This window comes from Sphingopyxis sp. BE259, assembly GCF_031457495.1.
GTDB lineage: Bacteria > Pseudomonadota > Alphaproteobacteria > Sphingomonadales > Sphingomonadaceae > Sphingopyxis.
Map to the genome: position 1 here is coordinate 870,205 of NZ_JAVDWM010000001.1, position 26,803 is coordinate 897,007.

A 26,803-nucleotide genomic window follows, 5' to 3' on the forward strand; every position below is an offset into this window, starting at 1 on the left:
GCCGGCAAATCGAACGTGAAAATTAGCGCGGCGAGGATGCAGCCTCGACGGCCACAGTTTCGACGCGGCCTGCTGCTGGCGGCTCGTCCTCGCGGCGTGTCGCCATGAACACCCCTGCACCGACAAGTGCCGCGCCCGCAATGTGAAAGGGAGCGAGATGTTCTCCAAGCAGGAGAATTGCAAGCGCAACCCCAAAGACTGGGGGCAGATTCATATAGATACTCGCGCGAGCGACACCGATCAAATCCACTGAACGGTTGAAAAAGAAATATGCAAGGAGCGAAGGGAAAATTCCGACATAAAGGATGGCGAGCGGAACCTCAATCCTCGCCGCCATATAATGGCCGTGCGCAATCTCCAGAAGATACGGGATGGCAATGCTTGCGGCCCCGACCGCGAACAGCGTTACGAGAAAGCTGAGCTGATGTATGGCGGGTTTCTTCCGCAAAAGGGTCGAGTAGAGCGAGTAGAGAAAAACGCCGAAAAGGGCGGCGGCATCTCCGCGGTTGAACGTCATGGCCAGAATATTGGCTAGGCTTCCTTGCGCGACGATGACGAGCAAACCGGCCAGTGATACGAGCGTGCCTGCCAACTGACCGATCGTAATTCGGTCTCGAAAGATCACTGTCGAAAGCAGGAGTATCATCGAAGGCATGGCGCCCTGCATCATCAGGTTATTCGTCGCCGTTGTATATTGAAGGCCCCAATAAACCACGAGGGCGAACGCTCCGATCCCAAGCGTTCCGAGAAACGACAGCATTTTCCAATTCTGCAGAATTGCGCGACGATCCGCGACAAGATGCGGCCAAGCGAAAAGTAAGCCTACCCCCATTGCTACGACCCATCGCCAAAAGGCCATGCCGAGGGGGGTAACGAGGTGGTGAACTGCGCGCGCAACAATGGGGTTGAGGGCCCAAAAAAGCGAGGCTGCACAAAGCAATAAGCCAGCAGAACCCCAGGCTCGCTGAAATATTGGAAATCGATGCGTCAATGGATGCCCCTTTTGGTCAGTTTGCCGATCTGGTGCGCCGCCCTGCGCTTCTTCTGGCTCGCAAAATTTGGCTTGAACCATGATCCGATCTGCGTCATCGCGTTGCACATAGTGCATCACATTTTTCTAAATGCAATAAGGAAGCGCATAAGGTGGCGCTCGCTGGAGGGGCACCATGACCCGAATGTTAGAAGGAATTCGGATTCTTGACCTCAGTCGGGTCCTTGCTGGACCTTGGGCAACGCAGCTCATGGCCGATTTGGGCGCCACAGTTATCAAGGTCGAACGCCCGCTCGAAGGGGACGACACGCGTCGTTGGGGGCCGCCTTGGCTTTATGCCGGCGGAGAGGCAACGTCTGCCTATTATCTGTGCGCAAATCGGGGAAAGGAAGCGATTGCCGTCGATTTCACCGACGCCGAGGGACAGCAGATTATTCGAGATTTGGCGGCCGGTTGCGACGTTGTCGTTGAGAATTTCAAAGTCGGGACGCTCAAGCGCTACGGGCTCGACGCTGCGAGGCTGCGAGAGGCCAACCCGGCCCTGGTCTATTGTTCCGTGACGGGCTTTGGCCAAGACGGCCCCTATAGCGGCCGGCCCGGTTATGATTTTATCGCGCAGGGCATGGGCGGATTAATGAGCGTCACGGGTTCGCAGGAAAGTGGCCCGATGAAGACGGGCGTTGCCCTGTCTGACATCATGACGGGTCTCTACTCGGCGATCGCGATCCTGGCAGCTCTTGTCCGGCGGGGAAATACCGGCGAGGGCGCTCATCTCGACGTGTCGTTGCTCGATGTCACCGTTGCCACCCTTGCAAATCAAGCCTTTAACTTTTTCGCCACGGGGGAGAATCCGCCCCGTTATGGCAACGCTCACCCCAACATCGTGCCATACCAGTCTTTCCCGACAGCCGACCGCGGGATCAATCTCGCAATCGGGAACGACTCTCAGTTTCGTCGGCTGTGCGACGCAATTGGGCGGAGTGACCTTGCTGACGACCCACGCTTTGGCACCAATGGTTCGCGGGCCGGAAACAAACAGGCGCTGGAAGATGAGTTGGCGCCGATCTTTGTAGGCGCGGGCGCAGCTTCATGGATAGAACGGCTCGACGCCGCCGATGTCCCGGCTGGTCCGATCAATGAAATTTCGGACGTCTTTAAGGACGCTCATGTTCTGCACCGTGGAATGAAGATTTCGCTCAACCACAAGGAATTGGGTGATCTTCCAGGCATAGCCAGCCCCATCAAAGTCGATGGCGAGCGCGCGGTTGCCTCCACACCACCACCGCTCTTGGGCGAGAATACTGATTCCGTTCTGCGGAGAGAGCTCGGACTGGGCGACTTAGAAGTAGTGGGGCTAAAGACAAGAGGAGTAATAGGGTGATCCTCATCGACCGCACCGAGCGACGATGGAGCCTCCGATCATGCCCTTCCTCACCATGCTCTCATGAATATTAGTTAGGCGGCGGCGCGATGTTTTCGCAGGCCCGCCAACGCCGACGAGGCGACCGCGCCGATGTGTGATTCTGCCAGCCCGCGCGCGCGGGCAGGAGATTTGGAAGCGATCGCCTCAATGATTTCATCATGTTCACGTGCGGTATCGGCCATGAAATGATTGAAACCACCGGCTTGGTTGATGAAGAAATCAGACATGTCAAAATTGCTGTTCTGCCGCGCGTCGAGAAAGGGCGACTGAGCCATATCGTGGATGAGCTGATGGAAGGCACGGTTGAGTTCGCAATAAATTACCGCGCTGCGCGGCTCGTCAAAGTCGATCGTGAGAATACGTGCTTGCAGCGCGCGCAAATCGCGCGTTTGCGAATCGGTCCGACGCGCTGCCGCCAGTTCCGTCAGCAGTCCCTCGAGCCTTTCAAACATGATATAGAAATCTGCGATCTGGTCATAGCTTGGATTTATCACCTCGCAACCGACCTGCGGAATTATGCGAACAAATCCTTCCGAACTCAAACGGTTGAGCGCGGCCATGATCGGCTGGCGGCTCGCTCCGGTATCGCTCACAAGATCCTTGACCGACAGCCGCTGGCCAAAATTATATTGCGCGCCAACCATTCGGCTAACGAGAAGATCGTAAATTTCATCCTTCTTGTTCACTCGAATTGTCTCCAACTTTGGCGCTGCTACGCACGCCGCGAATATCCCCCTTGATTCAGCAAGAACGCAAGAGTCAGTCGTTGGCGAACGGATCCGGCTGCAAGAGCTGTTCGCAACGGAAATCGACAGATTCACTCTGCATATTTTGTTCGGCGCAATCGATCGTGGACAGCAAGTCTTTTTATAAGCGCTTACCATGCGCGATCACGCGCCATATTCGCCAAACGAATGATCGCCGCCAGATGATCGTTCCAACTCTTCATTGCTTCGCGCTTCTCGTCCTTCCAGTCGTGGCGCTGGTAGATACCGGCGACGCCCGCGCGGGAACCTCCGACGTGATTGAGCACAGCTTCGGTCACTTCAAATCGAACGCCTAGCCGTTGAAACCCGGTTGCAAGAGTTCGTCTCAAGTCATGCAGTCGCCAGTCCGGTAACGGTTCGCGGCCGTCTTGCGACATAAGCAGGTCGAGCTTGATCTTGCCTTTGCTATATCCGGTGAACCTTCCGCCCCTGGAGGTCGTGAACATCCTGCCGCTACGCGGCCAGATAGCCGACCCGGCAACCTCGTCGAGGATCGCAACTGCAAGTTCGTTGAGCGGAATTCGGTTGGGCTCGCCATTCTTTGCCCGTTCGCCGGGCAGGGTCCATAGGAGATCTTTACGGTTGAGTTCCTCCCAACGCAGCGACGAAACCTCCTCTCGTCGCTGACCGGTGACGATCAGAAGGCGGATGATGGGTCCGAAACAGGAATGCGTGTTTGGCGCCGCCATCCAGATGCGGCCAAGCTCCTCGTCTGAAAGCCAGCGATCGCGAGGTTTGACCGGGGGCGGGGTTTCCATGCCTTCCATCGGACTCCGATCGATATCTCCCCGGCTGACGGCCCAGCGCAAAAGGCGGCGCAAAACAGCGAAGACGTTACGGATATTTGCGATCTGCGCGCGCGGCATGCGGTCGAAGACGGCAACGATGTCGATTCGCGTAAGATTGGGAAGGGGCTTTGATCCCAAGACCGGCTTTACATGCAGCTCGAGGCTGCGCTTGACGAGGCGCCTCCAGCCTTCTCCAACGCAGGCCTCAGCGAAGCGATCAGAGTAATTATCGAAGGCTAGATCGACCGACTCTCGCCGTCGTTGCCGCTCTGCTTCGCCTGGATCGATTCCCTGGGCGATCAGAATAGCCAGTCGCTCCGCTTCGGCTCTGGCGGTGGCTGGCGTCCATGGCGAGCCATGGCTGCCTATCGTGTAGCGACGCGTCTTAGATTCGCGACCGCCCATTCGGAATTGCAACACGTAAGACACGGCGCCAGCTTTGGTTCGCTTTGCGCCAAAACCCTTTATGCTATCATCCCAAAGAATGTCATGTTGCCCGCTCGAAATGAGAGCATCGACCGACCGTTTTGTGATCTTTCCGCTTGCCATAAATTGGTCTCCCAATACGGCGTTTCCAGCAATCACCCGGCAATCACCGTGGCGGAAATTGCCGCGTAATTGGGGAAAAGATAGCATAGGGAGTGGCTATAAAAAACTAGCCTTTTCAACCCTATAGCACTCCTATATACGCCTCCAGCGAAAATACCAGACCTCGTGGCCCAGTCGGCGGGCTTTCGCCTCATAGCGCGTTTCGGGCCAGCCACCGGGGCGGTTCTGGAAATCCTGGGCGTCCTCTGCCAGCCATTCGAACTGGTGGCGGTGGCGCCGCATGACCATCAGCGCATGATGCAAATAGATCGGGTGGTCGGTGCCGAAACGAAACTCGCCGCCGGGTTTGAGCTTCGCGGCGATCAGGTCGAGCGGGCCGTCATTCATCATTCGCCGCTTGGCATGGCGCGCCTTTGGCCAGGGGTCGGGGTGGAGCAGATAGGCAAAGCTCAGCGCGCCGTCGGGGATGCGTTGCAGCACTTCCAGCGCGTCGCCATGATGGATGCGGACATTGCCCAGCGGCAGTTTCGCGCCATGATCCCCGGCGATATGGACCAGCGCCTGCGCGACCCCGTTGATAAACGGCTCGGCCCCGATGAAACCATGATCGGGCAGCATGTCGGCGCGCGCCGCCATATGCTCACCGCCACCGAAGCCGATCTCGAAATGAAGCGGGCGGTCATAGCCGAACAGGCGCTCGGCGGTGACGTCGCCGTCGGTCGGCACCGCGATTTGCGGCAGCAGCGTGTCGACGAGATCCTGCTGCCCGGCCCGCAGCGGCTTACCCTTGGAGCGGCCGTAGAGGCGGTTGATCGTCGTCGGATCGCCGGGTTTGTGCGCAGTCATGCCGCGCCCCCTAGCCGCGCAAGGCGGGGGCGGCAAGCGCCCCCGGCACCGGTCAGGCGGCGAGCGCCGCCTTCAGCTTGTCGGTGAGGTCGGTGCGCTCCCATGGGAAGGCGTCGCCGGTCGCAGTACGGCCGAAATGCCCATAGGCCGCGGTCTGCTTGTAGATCGGCTTGTTGAGGCCAAGGTGGGTGCGGATACCCTTGGGCGTCAGGCGCACGAGCTGCGGGATCGCGGCTTCGATACGGCTTTCCTCGACCGTGCCGGTGCCGTGCAGATCGACATAGATCGACAGCGGCTCGGCGACGCCGATCGCGTAGGAAAGCTGGATCGTGCAGCGGCGCGCGAGGCCCGCGGCAACGATATTCTTAGCCAGGTAGCGGGTGACATAGGCGGCGGAACGATCGACCTTGGTCGGATCCTTGCCGCTGAACGCGCCGCCGCCGTGCGGGCTGGCGCCGCCATAGGTGTCGACGATGATCTTGCGGCCGGTCAGTCCGGCGTCGCCGTCGGGACCGCCAATCTCGAAACAGCCGGTCGGGTTGATGTGATAGACGGTGTTGGCGGTCAGCAGCTCGGCGGGCAGCACATCGGCGATCACGCCAAGGACATATTTGCGCAGTTCGGTGTATTTCGCTTCGTCGCCGTCGCCGTTGTGGAAGAAATAGCCCGGGGCATGCTGGGTCGATACGACGATCGCGGTCGCTTCGACCGGGCGTTCGTTGGCGTAGCGCAGCGTGACCTGGCTCTTGGCATCGGGTTCGAGGAACGGCGCGGTCCCGGCCTTGCGGTCGGCGGCCATGCGCTCGAGGATCTTGTGGCTGTAATCGAGCGTCGCGGGCATCAGATCGGGGGTCTCGTCCGACGCGTAACCAAACATGATGCCCTGATCGCCGGCGCCTTCGTCCTTGTTCTCGCCAGCATCGACGCCCTGCGCGATATGCGCCGACTGCGGGTGCAGATTGTTTTCGAAGCGGAAGGTCTGCCAGTGGAAACCCGACTGTTCATAGCCGATTTCGCGGACCGTCGCGCGCACCGCGGCTTCGACTTCTTCGGGCACGCCGGGCGCCCAATTGCCGTCCTCGTCCATGATCCCCTTGCCGCGAATCTCGCCTGCCAGCACGACAAGCTGCGTCGTGGTCAGCGTTTCGCAGGCGACGCGCGCTTCGGGATCCTTCGACAGAAACAGGTCGACGATCGAATCGCTGATCTGGTCGGCCACCTTGTCGGGATGTCCCTCGGACACGCTTTCGGAGGTGAAAAGGAAGCTGTTGCGCATGGGGGAGCCTTCTTGAAACGGATATAAAGGATGCTTTATGTGCCGGTGCTGTTAGCGTCCGCGGCGGCGAAAGGCAATGGCCGCCGCGAGCAGCAGCAGCGCAAATCCGACCGGCAGTATATTGCCATGGCGTGCGAACAACGTCGGCGCGTGCGCGGGTGGGATGACGGTATCGATCCGTCCCGCGGCGTGCATCGGCAGCGATTCGCGGATGCGGCCGTCGGCGTCGATCACGGCGCTGATCCCGGTCGGGGTGGCGCGGACGACCGGCAACCCTTCTTCGATCGCGCGCAGCCGCGCCTGTGCCAGATGCTGCGGGGGACCCCAGCCGCCGAACCATGCGTCGTTCGACGGGTTGAAGAGAAAATCGGGCCGGTGGGTGCGGTCGACAACCTGCCCAGAAAAGATGATCTCGTAACAGATTTGCAACCCCGCGCGGCCGAAAGCGCCGAGGTCGATCGTCCGCGGCCCGGGCCCGGGCCAGAAATCGATATCCCCGGGGGCGAGCCGCGACAGGCCGATCGCCGACAGCACCGGGCGCAGCGGCAGATATTCGCCGTAAGGCACCAGATGGGCCTTGTCGTACCGCGGACCCAAGGTGCCGTCGGCGTGGACCGTCATCACCGCATTGCGCGCGCCGACAACATCGCCGGTCTTGTCGAGCTCCAGTTTGAGCGCGCCGAGCAGCATCAGGTCTTGCGGGTTCATCAGGGCAGTGAGCCGCGCCCGCGCGGCGGCTGGCGAGCGGTCGTAATATGGGATCGGATACCCCACCTCGAGATAATCTGGCACCGCGGCCTCGGGCCACAAGATCAGCCGCGGAGTGTCGTCCTTTGGCGCGGTCAGTCGCGCGAGCTTGGCGAAATTGGCGTCGGCCTTGGCACCGACCCATTTGTCGGCCTGGCCGACATTGGGCTGGACGACGGTTATGGGGATGGCTTTGGGTGACGGTGTGTCAGCCGAGTTGAGAGCGGTTTCCGCCACATTGCCGACTGCGCTGGCTTGAGCAAACACCAGCGCCATGCCTAGCATTCCGACCAGCAGACCGCCGAGGATGATCGTCGGAAACGTGCCATCCTTGAGCGACGGACCGAGCGCGCGTCGCCAGGCTGGCAGCCATTGTATGGCTTGTACGAGGATAAATCCGGCCGCCAGCATAACGATGGCCGACATCCCATAAGTGCCAACCAGCCGCGTTGGCGAGAGCATCGGCGTCATCGGCGCGATGATCGCACTCAGTGGGTTCCATGCAAAGCCGGTGAACACCCAGCTACGCAGCCATTCGGTCAGTGTCCACAGCGCGGCGAAGGCGAGGATGAAGGATAACGTCGCCCCCGCGAAGGGTGGCGGGAGGCGCGTGACTCCCGACACGGCCGCAGTCAATCTTTCATCACGCTGCGGCTCCAACGCTCCAGCGGCCCCCGCCTTTGCGGGGGCGACGAATTTGGTAACCGCCCACGCCCCCCACGCCGCCAAGGCCGGATACACGGCGAGATATAGCGCCAGCAGCACCACCGCGATCCACCCCAGCCAAGCGGGCATCGCCGCCTGATAGGTGAACGCAGTTGCGATCCAGTTCAGCCCGACGACGAAATGGCCGACCCCAAATGCCCAGCCGATCCCGAACGTCCGCCATCCCCGCGGGCTACGCGCGACGAGCGTCATCCAGCCCGCGAGCGCGAGCAGGGTTAGCGGCCAGAGATGGAGCGGCGCAAAGCCCGTCGCCGAAACGGCGCCCAGCGTCAGGGCGATCAGCTTGGGCCAGCGGTGGGCGAAAGCGGCGATGCGGGGGGATAGCGCGGTCACGCGCGCTGCTTTAGCCGCGCGCCGCGATGCTCACTAGAGCATATATTTCATCTTGATCGCCTGATGCGTGTCGCCGGTGACGGCGAAGCTCGCCGATTTGAACTTGGGCGCCCCCATGCCGATCGCGGGATTGCGCGAAAAGCCGAAGCCTTCCTTCGGCATGAACAGCGCCATATCCATCTTGTTGTTGCTGTTTTCGTCATGAACGACCGCGACCGCATAGGTGCCATCGGCGGGCGCGGCGACGGTGAAGCGTCCGGCGTTGGCGGCCTTTACCGCCATCCGCACCGATGCCTTATCCTTGCTGCAATCGGGAAACGCCTTGGGGTTGGCGGTCAGGCAGACCAGCACCTGCCCCTTGGTGCTGCGCAGGCCGGTGACGCTGACCTCAACGCTGGGGGTTGGCGGCGGCGCGGCGGCGGTGAGCAGCGGCAAAATCACCAAGCCCAATATCGGTGCCGCAAATCTTGTCCCAGAAACGGAAATAAAGCCCATAATTCCCCCGATACGCGGCGTGATGCTGTTCATGGTGGGTCGCCGTTATCAGCCAGCGCCCGACTGGTCCATGAACAAGCGGGCGCGGAAACATCTCCCAGCCCATATGATTGCCCACCCCCATCACGGTCATGATCGTCAGCACCAGCCCCAGCACCGCGACATGGATCGGGATCAGGAACACCAGTGCGGGAATGACGACGGCGCCGGTGATCGCCTCGACGGGATGAAAGCTCATCGCCGCCCAAGCGGTTGGCGGGCGGCTGTCGTGATGGACGGCGTGGGCGATGCGGAACAGCGCGGGCCGGTGCATCCAGCGGTGGGTCCAGTAAAACCAGGTGTCGTGGAGAAGCAGATAGGCGAGCAGGCTGACCGGCAGATACCACAGCGGCAAGGCGTCGACGTCGGTGTAGATGCGCGTCCAGCCATGGGTCTGCCACCCCCACGCCACGATCCCGGCAGGAATCCCGTATATCGCGGCGCTGGCGAGGCTCCAGCCGATCTCGCGCCGCATTTGCGGCTCCAGTCCCCGATAGAGGCCCGGGTGCTTGAGCCGCGTCGCCAGCGCAAAGCCGCCGCTGCTGAGCAGGTAACGGACGCCGACGATCGCGGTCATTGCCAGTGCTGAGAAAATGATCGCCGCCATGCGACCCCTCTAGCGGGCCGCGCGCGCGGGGGCTAGGGCGAGGCGATGACTGCGGCCGAACCCGATTATTGCGACATTGCCATCGTCGGCGGCGGGTTGGCCGGCGGGCTCGCGGCGTTGGCGCTCGCGGCGAAGCGGCCAAAGCTCGACGTGCGGTTGATCGAACCCGATGCGATCGGCGGCAACCATATCTGGTCCTTTTTCGACAGCGACATCGCCAAGCGCGATCGCTGGCTCGTCGCGCCGCTCGTGCGCTATCATTGGGACCGCTACGACGTCGCCTTTCCGGAGCGCGAACGGCGGGTGCGGATGGGCTACAAGAGCATCACCGGTGAAGCACTCGCCGAAGCGGTGGCCGCAGCGCTGCCGCCGGGGCGGATCATCGCCGACCGGGCCAAGCATGTCGCGCCCGACCATGTGCTGCTGGCGCGCGGCGGGCGACTGTCGGCCAAGCATGTCATCGACGCGCGCGGCACCGGCAAGACGTCGATGCTCGACTGCGGCTGGCAGAAGTTCGTCGGGCAGGCGCTGACCGTCGAGGGCGGGCATGGCATCGAACGGCCGGTGGTGATGGACGCGACGGTCGAGCAGCTCGACGGCTATCGCTTCGTCTACCTGCTGCCCCTTGATGCCGAGACGATCTTTGTCGAGGATACCTATTACAGCAATGACGCGGTGTTGGACGTGGCCGCGGTGCGCGACCGGATCGCGACTTATGCGGCGCGGCGGCAATGGAATGTGACGGCGGTGACGCGCGAGGAAACCGGGGTGCTGCCGGTTGTCGTAGCGGGCGATTTCGACCGACTGTGGCCCGCGGCCGACCGCGTAGGCCGCATCGGGGTGCGCGCCGGGGTGTTTCACGCGATGACCGGCTATTCGCTGCCCGATGCGGTGCGGACTGCGGCGGCGCTGCCGGCGCTGATCGATCGCGGCGATCTGGGGCCGCGGCTCCGCGCCCGCGCTGCGGCGGCGTGGCGGCGCCAGCGTTTCTATCGGATGCTGGGCGCGATGCTGTTCCGCGCCGCCGATCCGGGCGAGCGTTACCGGATTTTCCAGCGTTTCTACGGCCTGGCGCCGGGGCTGATCGCGCGTTTCTATGCCGGGCGGTCGAACGCGGCCGACAAATTGCGCATCCTGGCGGGCAAGCCGCCCGTATCTGTCCGCCGCGCACTTGCGGCGCTTTCAAAACTGGACTGGAAATGACTCGCACTGCACTCGTTATCGGAGCCGGTTTCGGCGGCCTCGCGCTCGCCATCCGGCTGCAATCGGCGGGGGTCGCGACGACGATCGTCGAGGCGCGCGACAAGGCGGGGGGGCGCGGCTACCACTGGCAACGGCAGGGGTTCACCTTCGACGCCGGGCCGACGGTGATCACCGATCCGCCGTGCCTGGAGGAATTATGGGCGCTGAGCGGGCAGGACATGGCCGACGACGTGACGCTCGACCCGGTGATGCCGTTCTACCGGCTCAACTGGCCCGACGGGACGAATTTCGATTATTCGAACGACGAGGCGGCGCTCAACGCCGAAATCGCGCGGCTCAACCCCGCCGATGTCGCGGGCTATGAGAAATTCCTGACCTATTCGAAGGGGGTGTATGAGGAGGGCTATGTCAAGCTCGGCTCGGCGGCCTTCCTCGACTTCGCTTCGATGATCAAGGCGGCACCCGCGCTAATGAAATATCAGGCGTGGCGCAGCGTCTATTCGATCGTGTCGTCCTATGTGCAGGACGAGCGGCTGCGGCAGGCGCTGTCGTTCCACACCCTGCTGGTCGGCGGCAATCCGATGAACACCAGCTCGATCTACGCGCTGATCCACACGATCGAGAAAGAGGGCGGGGTGTGGTTCGCGCGCGGCGGCACCAACAGGCTGGTCGCGGGCATGGTGGCGCTGTTCGAGCGGCTGGGCGGGACGATCCGCCTTGCCGATCCGGTGACGAAGATCGAAACGCAGGGCGATCGCGCCACTGCGGTGCAGACCGCGAGCGGTTGGCGCGGAGAAGCCGACATGATCGCGTCGAACGGCGACATGATGCACAATTATGCCGCGCTGCTGAGCGATCATCCGCGTGGACGAAAAGCGGCAAAATCGCTGAAGCGCAAACGCTGGTCGCCGTCGCTGTTCGTCGTCCATTTCGGGGTGAAGGGCGACTATCCGGGCATCGCGCACCACAGCATATTGTTCGGACCGCGCTACAAGGGGCTGCTCGACGATATCTACAAGAATGGCGTAGTGCCGGACGATTTCTCGCTCTACCTCCACCACCCCACTGCGACCGACAAGGCGATGGCGCCCGATGGTTATTCGACCTTCTACGTCCTCGCCCCCGTCGCGCATTTGGGCAAGGCGAAGGTCGATTGGGACGGCGCCTTTGGCCAGCAATTCGCCGATGCGATTCTCGACGAGGTCGAGGCGCGGGTGCTGCCGGGGCTGAAAGCCAATCTCGCGACCAGCTTTCACTACACCCCCGCCGATTTCGGCCGCGACCTGTCGGCGCATCTGGGCAGCGCGTTCAGTCTGGAGCCGGTCTTGTGGCAAAGCGCGTGGTTCCGGGCGCATAATCGCGACGATGTGATTTCCAACCTGTATTTCGTGGGCGCTGGGACGCATCCCGGGGCGGGGATTCCTGGGGTGGTTGGGAGCGCCAAGGCGACCGCAAAGCTGATGCTGGAAGGCTTGGACTAACAGAAGCCGTTCGCTTCGAGCAAAGTCGAGAAGGCCATCCGTCAGGAAATGACGCTGGGTGTCTCGACTTCGCTCGACACGAACGGGTAAGGGGAAGTTATGAAACGTCTTGCCGTCTATTGCGGGTCCGCGACCCCTGCCGATCCGATCTATATTGAAACCGCGCGCCATGTCGGGCGCACGCTGGCGCAGCGCGGCATCGGGGTCGTTTATGGCGGCGGACGCCTCGGGCTGATGGGCGCGGTCGCCGATAGTGCGCTCGAAGCGGGCGGCGAAGTCATTGGGGTGATCCCCGACGCGCTGGTCGGCACTGAAGTTGCGCACCGGGGCTGCACCGAATTGCACGTCGTCAGCGGCATGCACGAACGCAAGAAGATGTTCACAGACCTCTCCGACGGTTTCCTCACCATCCCCGGCGGGGTCGGGACGATGGACGAATTGTGGGAAGCGATCAGTTGGGCGCAGCTGGGTTATCACAGCAAGCCGGTCGGGCTGCTCAACGCCGCCGGATTCTACAACGACCTGATCGCGTTCAACCGGAATATGATCGACGTCGGCTTCATCCGCCCCGCGCACGCCGGGATCATGATCATCGATGCCGGGCTCGACGACCTGCTCGACAAGATGGCGACCTATGAACCCCATGCGCCGATCTTTGCAATGAAGGCCGACGATCTGTAATGGATGCAGCGGGGGTCTACGACGCAAACACCCTCCACGGTTTTGCGCACGACAGCATCGCGCGCGGCTCGAAAAGTTTTGCGCTCGCCAGCCAATTGTTCGATCGCGAAACCCGCGAGCGCGTCTGGTTGCTCTATGCGTGGTGCCGCGCCGCCGACGACCTGACCGACGGGCAGGATCATGGCGGCGCGATGTCGCAGGATCATGATGCGCAGGCCGCGCTCGCCCGCATCCGCACCCTGACCGATGCCGCCTTTTCCGGGCAGCCGACGGGCGACAAAGCGTTCGATGCGCTTGGGTTTCTGCTCACCGAGGTCGCCATCCCGCGCGCCGTCATCGACGACATCATAGCCGGCTTTGCGCTCGACGCCGCCGACTGGCGCCCGCGCAGCGAGGCCGATTTGCTCCGCTATTGCTATCATGTCGCGGGCGCGGTCGGGGTCGCAATGGCGCTGGTGATGGGGGTCGATCCCGCCGACGAAGCGACGCTCGACCGCGCCTGCGATCTTGGCATCGCCTTTCAGCTCGCCAACATCGCGCGCGACGTCGCCGAGGATGCCGCGGCCGACCGCTGTTACCTGCCGATGGAATGGATGGTCGAACTCGACATTCCGCCGGGCCAACACATGCACCCCGCCTTTCGCGGGCGGTTGTCGGTGATGGCCAAATGGCTGGCCGAAATGGCCGAGGAATATGAGGCATCGGCGCGCTGGGGCGCGCGCAAATTGCCGCCGCGCAGCCGCTGGGCGGTGCTCGCCGCCGCGGGCATCTATGGTGACATTGTACGCGAAGTGCGCGCCCGCGGCGATCATGCGTGGGACCACCGCGCCAGCACGACGCGACTGGCCAAGCTGGGCTGGGTTGCCCGCGCCGGCTGGTCGGTACTGCGCCGTCCGCCAGGCCGCCGGATCAGCCGCGACGGGCTGTGGACCCGTCCGCGTTTGGTACCGGCGGTATGAGCCAGGTCGAATGGCTGGCGGCGGCGCTGGTCCTGATCAACGTCGCGCTCGTCGCGCTGCGTAGCGTGTGGAACTATCCCTTCGCGCTGGTCGCTGTCAGCCTCTACGCGGTCGTTTTCTACGACGCGCGGCTTTACAGCGACATGGTTTTGCAGGGGGTTTTCTTTGCGCTCAACCTGTATGGCTGGGCGAGCTGGCTGCGCGCCAAGGACGATAGTGGGATCCCCGTCGGCTGGATGGACGCGGGGTTGCGGCAGCGCTGGGCGGCGGCGACGATCATCGCGTGGGCGGGGTGGAGCTTTGCGATGGACCGTTACACCAATGCCGCCGAGCCATGGATCGACGGGGCGATCGCGATGCTCAGCATTGCCGCGCAATGGCTGCTCGCGCGGCGGCGGGTCGAAAGCTGGTATCTGTGGATCGTCGTCGATCTGATCGCGATCCCGCTGTTCGCCTCGCGCGGCCTCTATGCAACCAGCGCGGTCTATGTCGTGTTGCTCGGCCTGTCGATCGACGGGCTGATCCAGTGGCGCCGTGCGGCGGCAACGGGCAGGGTGGCGTTGTGATGCACCATATCTGTTTCCACGGCGCCGAAAGCACCGGCAAATCGACGCTGGCCCCGCGCCTTGCGCTGCGACTGGGGGGACTCGTCGTTCCCGAATATGGCCGCACCTATGCCGAGGCGAACGGCACCGACCTCGACGACATTGACCTGCTGGCGATTTTCGACGGTCATATCGCGGCCACCCACGAAGCGATGGCGCAGAACCCCGACTGGCTGATTTCCGACACCGACGCGCTGATGACGCAGGCGTGGGCGATCATGCTGCTCGGTCGGCGCCTGCCCGAAATCGATCTGTGGACGGATACCGCCGACCTCTATCTGGTCCCGGCGATGGACCTGGAATGGCAGGAGGACGGCACCCGCCTGTTCGGCAGCGATCTGGCGCGGCGGCAGTTCATGGACGTCGCGATCGGCGAGCTGGAGCGGCGCGGCCTCAAATGGGCCTGGGTCGCGGGCGAGGGCGATGCGCGGTTGCAAAGCGCGCTGGCGGCGATTGCTGCGGCGGGGTTGGGGTGATCAAGTTGCGACGGCGGTTGGATGTCGGCTTTGGGGTGTGAGCGGCTGTTGCCCACCCTCGTCACCCCGGACTTGATCCGGGGTCCATGACCCCTTGCGCCGCCGTAATCTTGAGAGGGCAGATGGATCCCGGATCGAGTCCGGGATGACGAAGTTAAAGGTCCGCTATCGGTCGTTAGTTGCCGATCCGGCCGTCACGCCGCGTAAGCGTCGCGCAATTCCCGCTTCAACACCTTGCCGATCGGGCTGCGCGGTAGCTCGTCGACGACCGTAATCGCACTCAGCCGCTGAGTCTTGCCGACCTTGGCGTTGCAATCGGCGCGCACGCTTTCCGCATCGGCGCCATCCTTCAGCACGACAAACGCTACCGGGGTTTCGCCCCATTCCTCGCTCGGCATCCCGACCACCGCCGCTTCGACGACGCGATCGTCGGCGAGCAATATGCCTTCGAGATCGCTGGGGAAGATGTTGAAGCCGCCGGAGATGATCATGTCCTTGGCGCGGTCCATCAGGGTCAGGAAGCCGTCCTCGTCGATCCGGCCGATGTCGCCGTGGCGATAGAAGAGATTGCCGTCGGCATCGTACCAGTGCATCGCCCTGGTCGCGTCGGGGCGGTTGTTATAGCCGGTCATCATCGCCGGCGAACGCCCGACGACTTCGCCGACCGATCCCTGCGGCAGTTCGTTACCGTCCTCGTCGATCACTTTTGCGATATGCCCGGGCGCCGGGCGGCCGACCGTATGCAACTTGTCGGGGAATTGATGTGCCTCGAGAATGAACGCTGCGCCGCCCTCGGTCATGCCGTAGATTTCGACCAGGCCGCCTGGCCAGCGCGCCAGCACATCGGCCTTCAATGCGGCGGGGAAGGGCGCCGAGGTGCAATATTTGACGACGAAGCTGGTGAGGTCGAAGCTCGCAAAGTCGTCGAGCGCCATGATGCGGCGATATTGCACCGGGACCAGCATGATGTTGGTCGCGCGCTCGCGCGCCGCCAGTTCCAGAAATGCGCGCGCGTCGAATTTCTTCATCAGGACGGTTTGCCCGCCCGACCCGACGGTCGGCATGAAACTGGCCATCGTCGTGTTCGAATAGAGCGGGGTCGACAGGATCGTCACCGCGTTCGGACCATAAGCGGGAGCGCCGCGGATGATATGTTGCCAGCGCATGGCATGGCTGTGGACGATGCCCTTCGGCGTGCCGGTGGTCCCCGACGAATAGATGATATTGAAACCGTCCTCGGGCCGGATATCGACGTGGGTCGGATTGACGCCCGCCAGCGCCAGCCAGGCGTCGAGGGGTATCCCCGCATCGCTGCCGTCCATCGCGATCAGGTCGCTCGCGGTGATCACCTGTCCTTCCAGGCTCGCCTTGGCGGCGGCGTCTAGGAACAAATGCCGCGCGCCGGTGTCGGCAATCATCGCCGCCATCTGCTCGCCGGTCGCGCTGTTGGTGACCAGCCCCGCGACGCCGCCGGCGCGCAGCGTGCCGAGGATCACCGCCATTTGTTCGACGCTGTTCAGCCCGGCAATCGCGGTGCGATCGCCTTTCTTAAAGCCATCCTGCTGCAATCGTGCTGCGATTCGGTCGGTCAATTGATCCAGTTCGGACCAGCTCAGCCGCCGCACTGCGTCGGCAGCCGCTACGGCATCGGGACGTTCCGCGGCGTGGGCACGGACAAGGTCGGGCAGGGTGGCGAAGGCGCCGTCAAGCATTTCGATACTGGTCATGCCTATCGGTTAGCACAGCCGAAAGGTGGTGCAATGCCGGTGGGGCGGCGGCGCGACAGGATGTTGCGACGACGACGGGAGGTGCGGATGGCATCATCGGGGCCGACCGGCACGGGCGACAGGATGTTGCTGATTGCCCTCTATCATCCGCGGACGGCGCGCGCGGCGGAGCTGTGCGACGCGATCGAAGCCGCGGGACATGCGGCGCGGATACTGCCGCCGCAGGTCAATGGGCTGCGGCACTGGGTCGATTGCTGTTTCGATCTGCTGCTGATCAACCCGTTTCTCGACTGGCAGGAACCCGCAGAGTTTGTGCGGCTGGCGCGGTCGATCGCCGGACGGCGGCCGTTGCTGATCGTTTCGGACCGCGACGCGATGAACGAGCGAATGGCGGCGCTGGGGGCCGGCGCCGACGATGCGGTCGGGTGGACCGGCAACCTGCCCGAGGTGATGGCGCGGATCGCCAGCCTGCTCCGACGCAGTCGCATCGCCGCGGGACAATTGGGCGAGGGCGAATTGCGGATCGACCTGATCGACCGGCGGGTCGAGCGCGCCGGTCGCTTGATCCGCCTGCCGCTGCGCGAATTCGATCTGCTCGCCAATCTGGCGCGCGTCCCCGACCGGCCGATGTCGCGCGACGCGCTGCTGCGTGCGGTGTGGCGGCTCGATTTCGACCCCGGCACGAATCGCGTCGAGGTGCATATGTCGCGGCTGCGCGCCAAGGTGGACCGGGGTTTTGCCTGGCCGATGCTGCGCACGGTGAAGGGCAGGGGCTATGCGCTGCGGTCGCGGCCGGATTAGGTCCGGTCGCCAGCCCGCCCTTGCTTGACCAAAAGTTTCAGCTTGCTACTGATCCCGGACATAAACAAACCAACGATTCCCGGAGACGATAACCGATGCACCCCTCAGTTCACGCGCGCAGCAATCCCGAAAAGGCGGCGATAATCGTCGCCGAGACGGGCGAGGCGATCAGTTATGGCGAACTTGATGCGGCGTCGAACCGCGCCGCGCAGCTGTTCCGCGCCCATGGGCTGGGGCATGAGGATGTCGTCGCCTTCATGCTGGAAAACACCGCAGATTATTATGGGCTGACGTGGGGGGCGCAGCGTTCGGGGCTGCGCTATGTCTGCATCTCGTCGCGGCTGACGCAGGACGAAACCGATTATATCCTCGAAAATTCGGGCGCGAAGATGCTGGTCGTGTCGGCCAGTCTGGGCGATGCTGCGCAGCAGCTGACGACAACGATCACCCGCTTTGCGATGGGCGGCGACATTGCCGGCTGGGCCAGCTGGGAGGATGCGGTCGCGGCGATGCCCGCGACGCCGGTCGCCGACGAGCGCGCCGGGGTCGATATGCTCTATTCGTCGGGGACGACGGGCCGGCCCAAGGGGGTGCGCGTGCCGCTGCCCGAGGAAGCCGCGATCGACGCGCCGAACAGCCTCGTCATGCTCGCCTCGGCGGTGTTCCAGATCAATGCGGACAGCATCTATCTGTCGCCCGCGCCGCTCTATCATGCCGCGCCGCTGCGCTGGTCGATGACGATCCACCGGCTCGGCGGCACCGTCGTGCTGATGAAGAAATTCGATCCCGAAGCGGCGCTGGCGCATATCCAGACATATCGCGTCAATTCCAGCCAGTGGGTGCCGACGCATTTTGTGCGGATGCTCAAGCTGCCCGAAGAGGTCCGCACCCGCTACGACACGTCATCGCTGAAGGTTGCGATCCACGCGGCGGCGCCGTGTCCGGTGCCGGTCAAGCAGGCGATGATCGACTGGTGGGGGCCGGTGCTGTTCGAATATTATGCCGGGTCGGAAGGCAATGGCATGACCTTCGTCTCCAGCCCCGACTGGCTGACCCACAAGGGCACCGTTGGACGCCCGATCCTCGGCGCGGTGCATATCATGGGCGAGGATAATGAGACCGAGCTTGGCGCCAACGAAGAGGGCACGGTCTTCTTCGAAAGTGAAAATGTCTTTGAATATCATGATGATAGCGAGAAAACGGCGTCGAGCCGCAACAGCAAGGGCTGGTCGACCCTCGGCGACGTGGGCAAGGTCGACGACGAAGGCTTCCTGTACCTCACCGACCGCAAGAGCTTCATGATCATCACCGGCGGGGTGAATGTCTATCCGCAGGAAATCGAGAATCATCTCGTCACGCATCCCAAGGTCGCCGACGTTGCTGTGGTCGGCGGGCCGCACGACGAGATGGGCGAGGAGGTGATCGCGGTGATACAGCCGGCCGACATGGCCGACGCGACCGACGAATTCCGCGGCGAACTGATTGCCTATGCCCGCGAGAAGCTGTCGGGGGTGAAGATCCCGCGCCGCATCGACTTCATGGAGGCGCTGCCGCGTCACGACACCGGCAAGCTCTACAAGCGGCTGCTGCGCGATCAATATTGGGACAAGGCGAAGGCGGAGGCCTGAGCATGACCGCGCGCGTCGAGTTCTTCTTCGACCTGTCCAGCCCGTGGACCTGCCTCGCGTTTCACAATCTGCCGGGCGTGCTTGAACGCACGGGCGCGACCGCGACGTACCGGCCGATCTTGGTCGGCGGGGTGTTTAACGCGGTGAACCCCGCCGTCTATGCGGCGCGCGAGCAGGCGGACAATCGGCGGCTCCAGCATAGCTGGAAGATACTCAAGGACTGGGCGCGGCTGGCCGGGGTGCCGATGAACTTCCCGTCGCAATGGCATCCGGCCAAAAGCATCGCCGCGATGCGTTTCTGCTGCGCGCTCGAGGATGATCAGGCGTCGCTCGTGCGTTTTGCGGGCGGAGCGTTTGCCAGCTATTTCGATCGGCAGGAAAATCTCGACGACCCCGCAGTGCTCGCGGCGGTCGCCGATGCTGAGGGGCTTGATGGCGCCGCGCTCGCCGCGGCGGCGGGCAGCGAAGCGGTCAAGGCGCGGTTACGTGCGAATACCGATGAACTCATCGCGCGCGGTGGTTATGGATCTCCGACGATCTTTGTCGATAGGGACGATATGTATTTCGGCAACGATCAGCTTCCGCTCGTCGTAGCCGCTTTGAAACGCTGAAAGGGACGCTCCCGTGAAAAACCGTATTTCGATCACCATGCTGGACGGCGGCATCGCCGACGTGCGCCTGATCCGCGCCGACAAGATGAACGCGCTCGACCCCGCGATGTGGGCGGCGTTGACCGAGGCCATTGATACGCTGAAGGCGACGGCGGGGCTGCGCGTCGTCGTCCTGTCGGGGGAGGGGCGCGCCTTTTGCGCCGGACTCGATCTGTCGAGCCTTGGCGGAGAGCGAGAACCCGGGACGAGCAGCACGGGCGGCAGTCTGAACGAACGCGCGCACGGGATTGCAAACGGTCCCCAATATGCCGCATGGGGCTGGCGCGAAATCCCGGTGCCGGTGATCGCCGCGGTGCATGGGGTGGCATTCGGCGCGGGCAGCCAGATCATGGCCGCCGCCGACATCCGCATCGTCCATCCCGACACGCGGATCGCGATCATGGAAATGCGCTGGGGGCTGGTTCCCGATGTCGCGGGCATGGCGCTGTGGCGCACGCAGGTCGCCGACGATGTGCTGCGCGAGATGATCTATACCAACCGCGAATTCAACGGGTCGGAAGCGAAGCTGCTCGGCTTTGCGACGCATGTCTCCGACGATCCGCTGGCGAAGGCGATGGAACTGGCCGCGGTGATCGCCGACAAGAACCCGCATGCGATCCGCGGCGCCAAGCGGCTGTGCAACATGCTGGCCGATGCCAGCGATGCCGAGATTTTGCAGGCCGAAAGCGACGAGCAGGTGAAGGTCATCCGCACCCCGAACCAGATGGAGGCGGTGATGGCGGGGATGCAGAAGCGGCGGCCGAATTTCGTGGATTGAGTGCAATCAAGATTCCGTTCGCATCGAGCGAAGTCGAGATGCGTCGGGCGCCGCGCTGGCGTGTCTCGACTTCGCTCGACACGAACGGGTTGAGCGGTAGGTTCTTTAGATGAGCCCCAAGAACCGCACTGCATTGTCCCAGTCGCGCTTGTGCCCGGCGCGGGTTTTTTGTGCTTCGCTGTCGGCGCCCCAGCGGCGTTCCTGATAGAGTTCGTCGAGGCTGACGGCTTCCCACATCCGTTCGGCGTCGAATGCCTGTTCGATACAGGCGAGCCCGGCGACCAGCGATCCGCCAATGGTGACGAGCGGGGTCAGCGCGGTCATTCGCCACGGATCGACGGCGAACACCGCATCGCGCAGCGCGGCAACGGTTGCGGGGGGCTGGTCGATCGGCAGAATCCCCTTGGTGAGCGTAAATTCGACGCCGAAGCGGTCTTCGGCCCAGGCGAGGATAGGGTTCCACGACGCCGCCTGCTCGGCCTGAAGCACCGCATCGCGGTCGTCGCGGTAACACAGCAGGTCGGTCGCGGCATAGGCGGCGATCGGTTGGGCAAAGGCCGCGGGGTCGGGCGATGCGATGTCGATCGCGGCGTTGCTGAGCCCCGTCGTCGGCATGACCGCGGGATCGATGGTTTCGCCCACGGCCCGCCATTCGGCGGCGACTGCTTCGGCGAGCGCGGGGTTCGGCACGGCGAGCGGCGCGCGCTGCGGGGTGCGGACGGGACGCCCGTCGAGCGCGATGCCCCAGCCGTCGTCACCCGCGACGACGGCGACGTCTTTCCAGAACCGCTTCACGGATTCTTGGGCGAGCGCCAGCGACGCGCGAGCAGCAGCGGCATCACCGCGAAATCGAACGCGCCGACCAGCACGATCGCGGCACCGATCCAGCGGTCGGTCGGCTGGCCCGCGAGCGAGAAGCCGCCGCTGATCAGAATGAAGCCGATCGCCACGAACGCCGCGCCCATCAGGCGCATGATCGTGATGGCAAAAAAGCGTTTCTTGGCGAGCGCGTCGTTGGCCTGGTTCATGCGCCCTCCCTATCGCCGCCGAGGTGGCGCATCAACTGCGCGAGCGCGCCGTGGCCGCTTGCTTCAACGCCTGCGATGACCCTGTTGCGCTCATCGGCGGGCTTGTTCTGCGACAGCTTGATCGTCGGTCGCCATGCGGTGATCCGCAGCTCGAAGCCGGTGATCGCGCCGGTCATCTTGCTGAACAGCGCCGGGTTCATCTTGTCGCGGGTCCAGGGCGGGTTGGCGCCGACGCGCGCTTCATGACTGGCCGACAGCATGTCGAGCTGCGCGATCAGCGCGGCACCGCCCAGCTTGCTGACGGTGCCTTCCATCTCGATCGCGACATAGTTCCAGGTCGGCACCTGGTCGGGCGTTTCGTACCAGCTGGCGCTGACATAGGCGTCGGGCCCCTGCACGACGGCGAGCGCGGTTCCGCCATCGAGGTGCCGGGTCAGCGCGTTGCCGCGCGCGAGATGGAATTGCAGCGTGCTGCGATCGTCGCTGAGCACCACCGGCGCATGCGCCACGCGCGGCCCGTCGGGGGTGGCGGCAAAGATCGCGGCAAAGCCAATCTCGCGGACCAGCAGTTCGGCCAGGTCAACCTGCCGGGGACGAAAAGCGCTGTTCGGATGCATCAGCTGGCTTTGGGCGGGCGCGCCGGGTGCTTCTTCGCGCTCGGTTTCTTGCCCACGGGCTTCGTCGTTTTGGGCTTTCCGGGCTTGGCCGTTTTGGGCTTCGGCTTGGGCTTGCCGACAAAATCGGTGGGCTTGCCTTCGGCGGTGCGGCCGCGCCGTTCGCCGCGGCGGGCCTTGCGGATCTGCTTGCTGTGCGCCTTGGCGGCGGCTTTCGCGGCGGCCTTGGGCGGCGGGCCTTTGGCCACGTCGTCGGTCCCGATCTCGCCGAGCAGCAGGTCGAAGCCGAGCGCGTCGAGGCTGGCGGCGAAATGGTCGGGCACCTCGGCGCTGATGTCGATCGCGCCGCCGTCGGGGTGGTCGATGCGGAGGCGGCGACTGTGCAGGTGCATCTTGCGGCTGATCGTCCCGGTCAGGAAGGCGCCCTTGCCGCCATATTTGCCGTCGCCGACGATCGGATGGCCGATCGCCGCCATATGGACGCGCAGCTGATGGGTGCGCCCGGTCAGCGGTTGCAGTTCGACCCAGGCGGCGCTGTTCCCCGCCCGCTCGATGACGCGGTAGCGTGTTTTCGACGCCAGACCGTCGTCATGGACGTGCATCTTTTCGCCGCCCGATCCGGGTTGCTTGGCGAGCGGCAGGTCGATTTCGCCCTGCTGGATGTCGGGCACCCCGACGATCAGCGCCCAATAGGTCTTGCGCGCGCTGCGGTTCGAAAAGCTCTTGGCGAAATAGGCCGCGGCCTTGGGCGTGCGCGCGATCAGCAGCGCGCCCGACGTATCCTTGTCGAGCCGGTGGACCAGCTTCGGCCGGGTCGGGCCGTCGAATTTCAGCGCATCGAGCAGGCCATCGACATGCTGTTCGGTCTTGGTGCCGCCCTGCGTCGCGAGGCCGGGCAGCTTGTTGAGCACGATCGCGCTGGCGTCGCGGTGGATCATCATGCCGGTGGCGAGGTCTATATCGGCATCGGTCAGCGGGCGGCCCTTACGCGCCGGGCGCGCCGCGGTTTCGACCGGCGGGGTCGGCATCACCAGTTTCTGCCCGGTCGCGATGCGGTCGGACACATCGGCTTTCTTGCCGTCGAGGGTCAGCTGTCCCGATCGCGCCCAGCGCGCGAGCAGCGCGTGCGGGGTGCCTTCGCGGTGGCGTTTGAACCAGCGATCGAGGCGGATGCCGTCGTCTTCCTCGGCGATGGTGGCGCCGTCGAGCTGTGATTTGGGTTCGCTCATGCCGGTACCTGCCGCATGATAAAGAGGCCGAGCCCGCAGGCGGCGATCGCGCCGATGACCGAAGCGAGGACATAGGCGGCCGCTTGCGCGGTTTGGCCGCGTTCGAAAAGCATCCAGAATTCCATACTGAAGGAGGAAAAGGTGGTGAAGCCGCCGAGGATACCGACGCCGACGAACAGTCGTGCGGCATCGCTGCCACCGTCGCCGCGCGCGAGCGCGCCGATCAGCAGACCCATGAGCAGGCCGCCGACGATATTGATCGTCAGCGTCCACCAGGGGAAGCCGGGGCCGAGCCGCGCCAGCATCGCCTGTCCCACCAGATGGCGGGCGCCGGCGCCGATCGCGCCGCCGATCATGACGGGAAACAGGCTGTTCATATCGCCCGCCCTAGCCCGAAAAGGCGGCGAGGCATAGCGGCTGCGTTTCGTCAGGCGTCGGGAGCGGCCAGCGCGGTCGACGGGCGGTCGTGCGCCGCGCGCCAATCGGCAGGGCGGACGAATTCGCCATGCCAGATGCCGCGCCGCTGCGCCTGCGCGTCGGCTTGCTCGACCAAATAAGCGTCGCTGGTCGCCACCGCCCAGCCCAACCGCACCATTTCGGCGCCCAGGTCGATGCCATCGGGGAAAGGGCGGGTGCGGCACGCGGCGAGGGTGCGGTCGTAGCGGTCGCGCGCCGCGACCTCGCAATGCAGCGGGCCACGGCCGGTGAGTTTCTCCAGTGCCGTCCGCGCTTCGCGCCCGCACGGCCAGCGGCTGGCGTCGCGGCGCGCGCAATCCTGGCGATATTCGGCGGCGTCGATGCCGGTCAGGCGGATTGTCACCGACGCGCCGTTCTGCCGCACCGTCAGGCTGTCGCCGTCGATCACATGGACCAGCGGCACGACGTGGACGGGTTCGGGCAGCCAGATCCACGCGGCCATCGCCATCCCGCAAAGCAGCAGCAGCGCGACCAGCGACCGATAGCGGCGCCGCCAGCGCAGCCGCGTGAGTGAGGAGGGGGCTGCGGCCATCGGCTTCGCCTGACGGCGCGGGCTCAAATTGGCAAGGGTGAATTATCGATTGACGATGAGAACAAACCATGTCCAAATAGGAGCAATTTCATTCCGCCCGATCGGGTCCGACTCGTGCAATCGCCATCGCTTGGGTCCATATCGGCGGCAAATGGGAACGAACAAAAGGTGAATAACGCCGCAATGACGACATAGTGCCGCCAAGGTGGAGCGATGGAACGGGGACGATGAGCATGATGGACCATGAAGTGCCAACGCGGCTGGACAACGCGGCCCTCTCTTTGCGCGGTTACGACTCAAGCGGCGTCTGGACGCCGCCGCCGATCGGCGGGCCGACGCGCGACGGTGCGGCTTCGCCGTTCCTGTTCATTGGGCCGCCATCGGCGCTGCCCGACACCGCGCGACTGGCCGAGGTGCGGCTGGCCAATATGCTGCCTGCGGCGCGGGCGGCGGGCTATATCCGGCACAGCGGCCTGCTGGACATCGTCTGGCTGGCGGCGGCGGACACCGTCGAGGGTGCGATGTTCGCCGACATCTGCGCCGCGGTGGGCGAGCAGGGGTGCCACCTGATCTGCGAAACGTCGCTGACCGCACTCGACCGGGTGGTGGCGGCGGTGCCAGCGTCGCTGCATGTTCAGTTCCTGGTCGATGCCGACCCGACCGAAAGGTTGATTGCGCTGGCGGCGGCGCGGCGTACCCGGCAGCAGGTGGTGCACGACATCGCGCGCGACGATGCGATGGAAAGGATCGACCGGCTGCAGGACGAGGTGGCGCGGATTTCGCGGCTGCTCGGCGATCTGGCGGGGCAGCGGGGCGGGTTGGCGGGAACCCCGGCAGGCTTTGCACCGCGCGGCGACGATCCGGACGACTATCCGGGACAGGTGCGGTCGCCGGTGCGCGACTATGCCGCGATCCCGCGCAGCTTCGTGCCCGAAGAGCGGACGATCGACCGGCAGCGCGCCAAGGCCGTGCGCCGGATGCTGCGCCAGCGGCGGATGCGCGAGCAATATTTCCCCGCCGACCTGTTCGCCGATCCGGCGTGGGACATGCTGCTCGACCTGTTTGCCGCGCGGCTGGAGCGCCAGCCGGTGTCGGTATCGAGCCTGTGCATCGCCGCCGCCGTCCCTGCAACCACGGCGCTGCGCTGGATCAAGACGATGACCGACGCCGGACTGTTTGTGCGCGAGGCCGACCCGCACGACGGCCGCCGCATCTTCATCGCGCTCGCCGAAGGGGCTTGCGACGCGCTGGCGCGCTATTTCGAGGCGCTGGAAGAATAAGGCGCCTGGGCCGCGGCGAGCAGCCTATGACGTTGCTCTAGCGGCGAACCCGCGCGCGCGTTTCCAGATCGGCGATCCGGCGCTCCACATAGATGCGATCCTCAGTAGTGGGGGCTACGCGAGCATAAGCCGCGTCGAGGCGGGTGAGGTCGCCGAGTTCGACGCGAACCTGGGCCTGCAGGGCGGCGTTGAGGCCGCTGGAAGCCAAGGCGCGCTCGACATTGGACAGGCGGGTACGATTGTCGAGGACCACCGCGCCGCCGCCATATGCGGTGTCGCCGACGCGGGCGTCGAGCGCGTCGAGCCGGGCGTCGAGGTCGTCGCGTTCGCGGCCGTTGATCCCGTCGCGGGCATAAGTGACTTCGGTCTGGATCAGTGCGGCATAGTCGTTCTTGAGCCGCGTGGCTTCGGTTCGGCTGAGGCGGCGCGCCGCGACGGCGGCATCGACGCGTCGGCTGAACTCGGCCCGGCCATTGGCGACCGACATCGTGTCGCTGTCCTGATCGTCGTCGGCATAGCCGCCCTCGGTCAACGCCTGGGTCAGCGCGCCATAGCGATCGCTGAGCTCGGTGCGTTCCTGCGTCGTAAATCGGTTGTCGGCGCCGTAGCGCGCCTCGAGCGCGACAATCTGATCATATTCGGCCTTCACCCGCGCGCCATTGGCGGCGGTCAACGCCCCCGACCGAACGTCGGCGTCGATCCGCGCATTGAATTGCGTGCGCTGCGTTGCCAGCGGTTTGCGGCCAGCCGCCCATTGGCTTTCGACGGAGGTCGAAACGCCGACGCGGTCGCCGAACAAGGTTCCGAGGATCGCGCCGATGCGATCTTCCTGTTTCGCTGTCGATGGTTCGGTGGAACCGGTCTGGGCGGAGGCGGCGCCCGGCGCGAAGATCAACGCGCCCGCAGCAAGGGCGGTGAAGGTTTTCGTTGCGATCATGGTGCGGTCCTTTGCAAATTCGGATTGGAAACGCGCTGATCGGGATCGTGGTTGCACAGGCTTTGCCAAAGCCGGTCCTTTGGCATAAGCAGCGAGCGTCTCTTGCGCGCGTCGCGCGTCTATGGCAGGG

At 64.3% G+C, this 26,803-nt stretch carries 28 protein-coding genes; 12 read left to right on the top strand and 16 right to left on the bottom strand.

The genetic code is table 11. The annotated features are described in order from the left end of the window. Positions 1–22: 22 nt before the first annotated feature. Positions 23–1,108 carry a DMT family transporter gene (locus tag J2X44_RS04225; protein ID WP_235211618.1) on the bottom strand — a complete coding sequence of 362 codons (1,086 nt, stop codon included), beginning with the start codon at positions 1,106–1,108 and terminating at the stop codon, positions 23–25. A 58-nt stretch (positions 1,109–1,166) separates the two neighbouring features. Here J2X44_RS04225 and J2X44_RS04230 point away from each other — a divergent pair, with 58 nt between their 5' ends. Beyond that, a complete protein-coding gene (locus J2X44_RS04230; protein WP_037557658.1) occupies positions 1,167–2,372 on the top strand; it encodes a CaiB/BaiF CoA-transferase family protein in 1,206 nt (401 codons plus the stop codon). 74 nt (positions 2,373–2,446) lie between these two features. Here J2X44_RS04230 and J2X44_RS04235 read toward each other — a convergent pair whose 3' ends face one another. The 7 genes from J2X44_RS04235 to J2X44_RS04265 form a co-directional block, all read right to left on the bottom strand. Continuing rightward, a complete protein-coding gene (locus J2X44_RS04235; RefSeq protein ID WP_161786582.1) occupies positions 2,447–3,100 on the bottom strand; it encodes a GntR family transcriptional regulator in 654 nt (217 codons plus the stop codon). A 191-nt stretch (positions 3,101–3,291) separates the two neighbouring features. Further along, positions 3,292–4,605, bottom strand: a complete 1,314-nt coding sequence (locus tag J2X44_RS04240) for a site-specific integrase (RefSeq protein WP_231729164.1) — start codon at positions 4,603–4,605, stop codon at positions 3,292–3,294. A 45-nt stretch (positions 4,606–4,650) separates the two neighbouring features. Then, entirely contained in the window at positions 4,651–5,364 is a 714-nt protein-coding gene (locus J2X44_RS04245; protein WP_310088095.1) for a tRNA (guanine(46)-N(7))-methyltransferase TrmB, read from the bottom strand. Positions 5,365–5,416: 52 nt separating this feature from the next. Further along, the gene (gene metK / locus J2X44_RS04250) at positions 5,417–6,640 is read right to left on the bottom strand and encodes a methionine adenosyltransferase (RefSeq protein WP_310088096.1); all 1,224 of its coding nucleotides are present in this window, start codon (positions 6,638–6,640) and stop codon (positions 5,417–5,419) included. 51 nt (positions 6,641–6,691) lie between these two features. After that, complete coding sequence (lnt, locus tag J2X44_RS04255) at positions 6,692–8,446, bottom strand: apolipoprotein N-acyltransferase (protein ID WP_310088097.1); 1,755 nt, start codon at positions 8,444–8,446, stop codon at positions 6,692–6,694. A gap of 33 nt (positions 8,447–8,479) precedes the next feature. Then, positions 8,480–8,887 carry a DUF2141 domain-containing protein gene (locus J2X44_RS04260; protein WP_310088327.1) on the bottom strand — a complete coding sequence of 136 codons (408 nt, stop codon included), beginning with the start codon at positions 8,885–8,887 and terminating at the stop codon, positions 8,480–8,482. Then, positions 8,835–9,587: a sterol desaturase family protein gene (locus J2X44_RS04265; RefSeq protein WP_310088098.1), complete on the bottom strand. Its 753-nt coding sequence runs from the start codon at positions 9,585–9,587 to the stop codon at positions 8,835–8,837. Before J2X44_RS04265 ends, J2X44_RS04260 begins: the two co-directional genes overlap by 53 nt. A 45-nt stretch (positions 9,588–9,632) precedes the next feature. Between J2X44_RS04265 and crtY the strand changes: the two genes are divergently transcribed. From crtY to J2X44_RS04295, 6 genes are all read left to right on the top strand, one after another. Next, positions 9,633–10,790 carry a lycopene beta-cyclase CrtY gene (crtY, locus tag J2X44_RS04270; RefSeq protein WP_310088100.1) on the top strand — a complete coding sequence of 386 codons (1,158 nt, stop codon included), beginning with the start codon at positions 9,633–9,635 and terminating at the stop codon, positions 10,788–10,790. Continuing rightward, on the top strand, positions 10,787–12,271 hold the full coding sequence (locus J2X44_RS04275; RefSeq protein WP_310088102.1) for a phytoene desaturase: 1,485 nt from the start codon (positions 10,787–10,789) through the stop codon (positions 12,269–12,271). The genes crtY and J2X44_RS04275 overlap by 4 nt, the downstream gene beginning before the upstream one ends. Positions 12,272–12,370: 99 nt before the next feature. Next, a complete protein-coding gene (locus J2X44_RS04280; protein WP_310088104.1) occupies positions 12,371–12,952 on the top strand; it encodes a TIGR00730 family Rossman fold protein in 582 nt (193 codons plus the stop codon). Continuing rightward, entirely contained in the window at positions 12,952–13,911 is a 960-nt protein-coding gene (locus J2X44_RS04285; protein WP_310088107.1) for a phytoene/squalene synthase family protein, read from the top strand. Before J2X44_RS04280 ends, J2X44_RS04285 begins: the two co-directional genes overlap by 1 nt. Beyond that, positions 13,908–14,477: a nicotinamide riboside transporter PnuC gene (gene pnuC / locus J2X44_RS04290; protein WP_310088109.1), complete on the top strand. Its 570-nt coding sequence runs from the start codon at positions 13,908–13,910 to the stop codon at positions 14,475–14,477. Before J2X44_RS04285 ends, pnuC begins: the two co-directional genes overlap by 4 nt. After that, a complete protein-coding gene (locus J2X44_RS04295) occupies positions 14,477–14,992 on the top strand; it encodes an ATP-binding protein (protein WP_310088111.1) in 516 nt (171 codons plus the stop codon). The genes pnuC and J2X44_RS04295 overlap by 1 nt, the downstream gene beginning before the upstream one ends. A gap of 194 nt (positions 14,993–15,186) precedes the next feature. Here J2X44_RS04295 and J2X44_RS04300 read toward each other — a convergent pair whose 3' ends face one another. Continuing rightward, entirely contained in the window at positions 15,187–16,719 is a 1,533-nt protein-coding gene (locus J2X44_RS04300; RefSeq protein WP_310088113.1) for a class I adenylate-forming enzyme family protein, read from the bottom strand. 87 nt (positions 16,720–16,806) lie between these two features. On the opposite strand from J2X44_RS04300, the gene J2X44_RS04305 reads away from it, so the two are divergent. The 4 genes from J2X44_RS04305 (at position 16,807) to J2X44_RS04320 (ending at position 20,576) form a co-directional block, all read left to right on the top strand. Further along, the gene (locus J2X44_RS04305; protein ID WP_310088114.1) at positions 16,807–17,520 is read left to right on the top strand and encodes a response regulator transcription factor; all 714 of its coding nucleotides are present in this window, start codon (positions 16,807–16,809) and stop codon (positions 17,518–17,520) included. 95 nt (positions 17,521–17,615) lie between these two features. After that, positions 17,616–19,148 carry an acyl-CoA synthetase gene (locus J2X44_RS04310; protein WP_310088116.1) on the top strand — a complete coding sequence of 511 codons (1,533 nt, stop codon included), beginning with the start codon at positions 17,616–17,618 and terminating at the stop codon, positions 19,146–19,148. 2 nt (positions 19,149–19,150) lie between these two features. Beyond that, the gene (locus J2X44_RS04315) at positions 19,151–19,759 is read left to right on the top strand and encodes a 2-hydroxychromene-2-carboxylate isomerase (protein WP_310088118.1); all 609 of its coding nucleotides are present in this window, start codon (positions 19,151–19,153) and stop codon (positions 19,757–19,759) included. Positions 19,760–19,772: 13 nt separating this feature from the next. Then, the gene (locus tag J2X44_RS04320) at positions 19,773–20,576 is read left to right on the top strand and encodes a crotonase/enoyl-CoA hydratase family protein (RefSeq protein WP_310088120.1); all 804 of its coding nucleotides are present in this window, start codon (positions 19,773–19,775) and stop codon (positions 20,574–20,576) included. Between the two features lie 105 nt (positions 20,577–20,681). Here the strand turns inward: J2X44_RS04320 and J2X44_RS04325 are convergent, their stop codons facing one another. The 6 genes from J2X44_RS04325 to J2X44_RS04350 are packed head-to-tail and all read right to left on the bottom strand — an operon-like array spanning position 20,682 to position 24,456. Beyond that, a complete protein-coding gene (locus J2X44_RS04325; RefSeq protein ID WP_310088122.1) occupies positions 20,682–21,371 on the bottom strand; it encodes an ATP12 family protein in 690 nt (229 codons plus the stop codon). Further along, positions 21,368–21,604 (bottom strand): hypothetical protein, encoded by a 237-nt coding sequence (locus J2X44_RS04330; protein WP_310088124.1) that lies wholly within the window; start codon positions 21,602–21,604, stop codon positions 21,368–21,370. Before J2X44_RS04330 ends, J2X44_RS04325 begins: the two co-directional genes overlap by 4 nt. Then, positions 21,601–22,221: an FMN-binding negative transcriptional regulator gene (locus J2X44_RS04335; protein WP_310088125.1), complete on the bottom strand. Its 621-nt coding sequence runs from the start codon at positions 22,219–22,221 to the stop codon at positions 21,601–21,603. The genes J2X44_RS04330 and J2X44_RS04335 overlap by 4 nt, the downstream gene beginning before the upstream one ends. Next, the gene (locus J2X44_RS04340) at positions 22,221–23,447 is read right to left on the bottom strand and encodes an RluA family pseudouridine synthase (RefSeq protein WP_310088126.1); all 1,227 of its coding nucleotides are present in this window, start codon (positions 23,445–23,447) and stop codon (positions 22,221–22,223) included. Before J2X44_RS04340 ends, J2X44_RS04335 begins: the two co-directional genes overlap by 1 nt. Then, positions 23,444–23,824: a fluoride efflux transporter CrcB gene (crcB, locus tag J2X44_RS04345; RefSeq protein WP_310088127.1), complete on the bottom strand. Its 381-nt coding sequence runs from the start codon at positions 23,822–23,824 to the stop codon at positions 23,444–23,446. Before crcB ends, J2X44_RS04340 begins: the two co-directional genes overlap by 4 nt. A 50-nt stretch (positions 23,825–23,874) precedes the next feature. Next, a complete protein-coding gene (locus tag J2X44_RS04350; protein WP_310088128.1) occupies positions 23,875–24,456 on the bottom strand; it encodes a thermonuclease family protein in 582 nt (193 codons plus the stop codon). A 227-nt stretch (positions 24,457–24,683) separates the two neighbouring features. Here J2X44_RS04350 and J2X44_RS04355 point away from each other — a divergent pair, with 227 nt between their 5' ends. Next, positions 24,684–25,736, top strand: a complete 1,053-nt coding sequence (locus J2X44_RS04355) for a MarR family winged helix-turn-helix transcriptional regulator (protein WP_310088129.1) — start codon at positions 24,684–24,686, stop codon at positions 25,734–25,736. A gap of 37 nt (positions 25,737–25,773) precedes the next feature. Here J2X44_RS04355 and J2X44_RS04360 read toward each other — a convergent pair whose 3' ends face one another. Further along, complete coding sequence (locus J2X44_RS04360) at positions 25,774–26,673, bottom strand: hypothetical protein (RefSeq protein WP_310088131.1); 900 nt, start codon at positions 26,671–26,673, stop codon at positions 25,774–25,776. Positions 26,674–26,803: the final 130 nt, after the last annotated feature.

Bases quoted from the DNA above. Each gene is read 5' to 3' on its own strand.
- J2X44_RS04225 (WP_235211618.1), bottom strand. From the start codon at position 1,108: ATGCACTATGTGCAACGCGATGACGCAGATCGGATCATGGTTCAAGCC.
- J2X44_RS04230 (WP_037557658.1), top strand. From the start codon at position 1,167: ATGACCCGAATGTTAGAAGGAATTCGGATTCTTGACCTCAGTCGGGTC.
- J2X44_RS04240 (WP_231729164.1), bottom strand. From the start codon at position 4,605: ATGCTATCTTTTCCCCAATTACGCGGCAATTTCCGCCACGGTGATTGC.
- J2X44_RS04245 (WP_310088095.1), bottom strand. From the start codon at position 5,364: ATGACTGCGCACAAACCCGGCGATCCGACGACGATCAACCGCCTCTAC.
- metK (WP_310088096.1), bottom strand. From the start codon at position 6,640: ATGCGCAACAGCTTCCTTTTCACCTCCGAAAGCGTGTCCGAGGGACAT.
- J2X44_RS04265 (WP_310088098.1), bottom strand. From the start codon at position 9,587: ATGGCGGCGATCATTTTCTCAGCACTGGCAATGACCGCGATCGTCGGC.
- crtY (WP_310088100.1), top strand. From the start codon at position 9,633: ATGACTGCGGCCGAACCCGATTATTGCGACATTGCCATCGTCGGCGGC.
- J2X44_RS04275 (WP_310088102.1), top strand. From the start codon at position 10,787: ATGACTCGCACTGCACTCGTTATCGGAGCCGGTTTCGGCGGCCTCGCG.
- J2X44_RS04280 (WP_310088104.1), top strand. From the start codon at position 12,371: ATGAAACGTCTTGCCGTCTATTGCGGGTCCGCGACCCCTGCCGATCCG.
- J2X44_RS04285 (WP_310088107.1), top strand. From the start codon at position 12,952: ATGGATGCAGCGGGGGTCTACGACGCAAACACCCTCCACGGTTTTGCG.
- pnuC (WP_310088109.1), top strand. From the start codon at position 13,908: ATGAGCCAGGTCGAATGGCTGGCGGCGGCGCTGGTCCTGATCAACGTC.
- J2X44_RS04295 (WP_310088111.1), top strand. From the start codon at position 14,477: ATGCACCATATCTGTTTCCACGGCGCCGAAAGCACCGGCAAATCGACG.
- J2X44_RS04300 (WP_310088113.1), bottom strand. From the start codon at position 16,719: ATGACCAGTATCGAAATGCTTGACGGCGCCTTCGCCACCCTGCCCGAC.
- J2X44_RS04305 (WP_310088114.1), top strand. From the start codon at position 16,807: ATGGCATCATCGGGGCCGACCGGCACGGGCGACAGGATGTTGCTGATT.
- J2X44_RS04310 (WP_310088116.1), top strand. From the start codon at position 17,616: ATGCACCCCTCAGTTCACGCGCGCAGCAATCCCGAAAAGGCGGCGATA.
- J2X44_RS04315 (WP_310088118.1), top strand. From the start codon at position 19,151: ATGACCGCGCGCGTCGAGTTCTTCTTCGACCTGTCCAGCCCGTGGACC.
- J2X44_RS04330 (WP_310088124.1), bottom strand. From the start codon at position 21,604: ATGAACCAGGCCAACGACGCGCTCGCCAAGAAACGCTTTTTTGCCATC.
- J2X44_RS04335 (WP_310088125.1), bottom strand. From the start codon at position 22,221: ATGCATCCGAACAGCGCTTTTCGTCCCCGGCAGGTTGACCTGGCCGAA.
- J2X44_RS04340 (WP_310088126.1), bottom strand. From the start codon at position 23,447: ATGAGCGAACCCAAATCACAGCTCGACGGCGCCACCATCGCCGAGGAA.
- crcB (WP_310088127.1), bottom strand. From the start codon at position 23,824: ATGAACAGCCTGTTTCCCGTCATGATCGGCGGCGCGATCGGCGCCGGC.
- J2X44_RS04350 (WP_310088128.1), bottom strand. From the start codon at position 24,456: ATGGCCGCAGCCCCCTCCTCACTCACGCGGCTGCGCTGGCGGCGCCGC.
- J2X44_RS04355 (WP_310088129.1), top strand. From the start codon at position 24,684: ATGAGCATGATGGACCATGAAGTGCCAACGCGGCTGGACAACGCGGCC.
- J2X44_RS04360 (WP_310088131.1), bottom strand. From the start codon at position 26,673: ATGATCGCAACGAAAACCTTCACCGCCCTTGCTGCGGGCGCGTTGATC.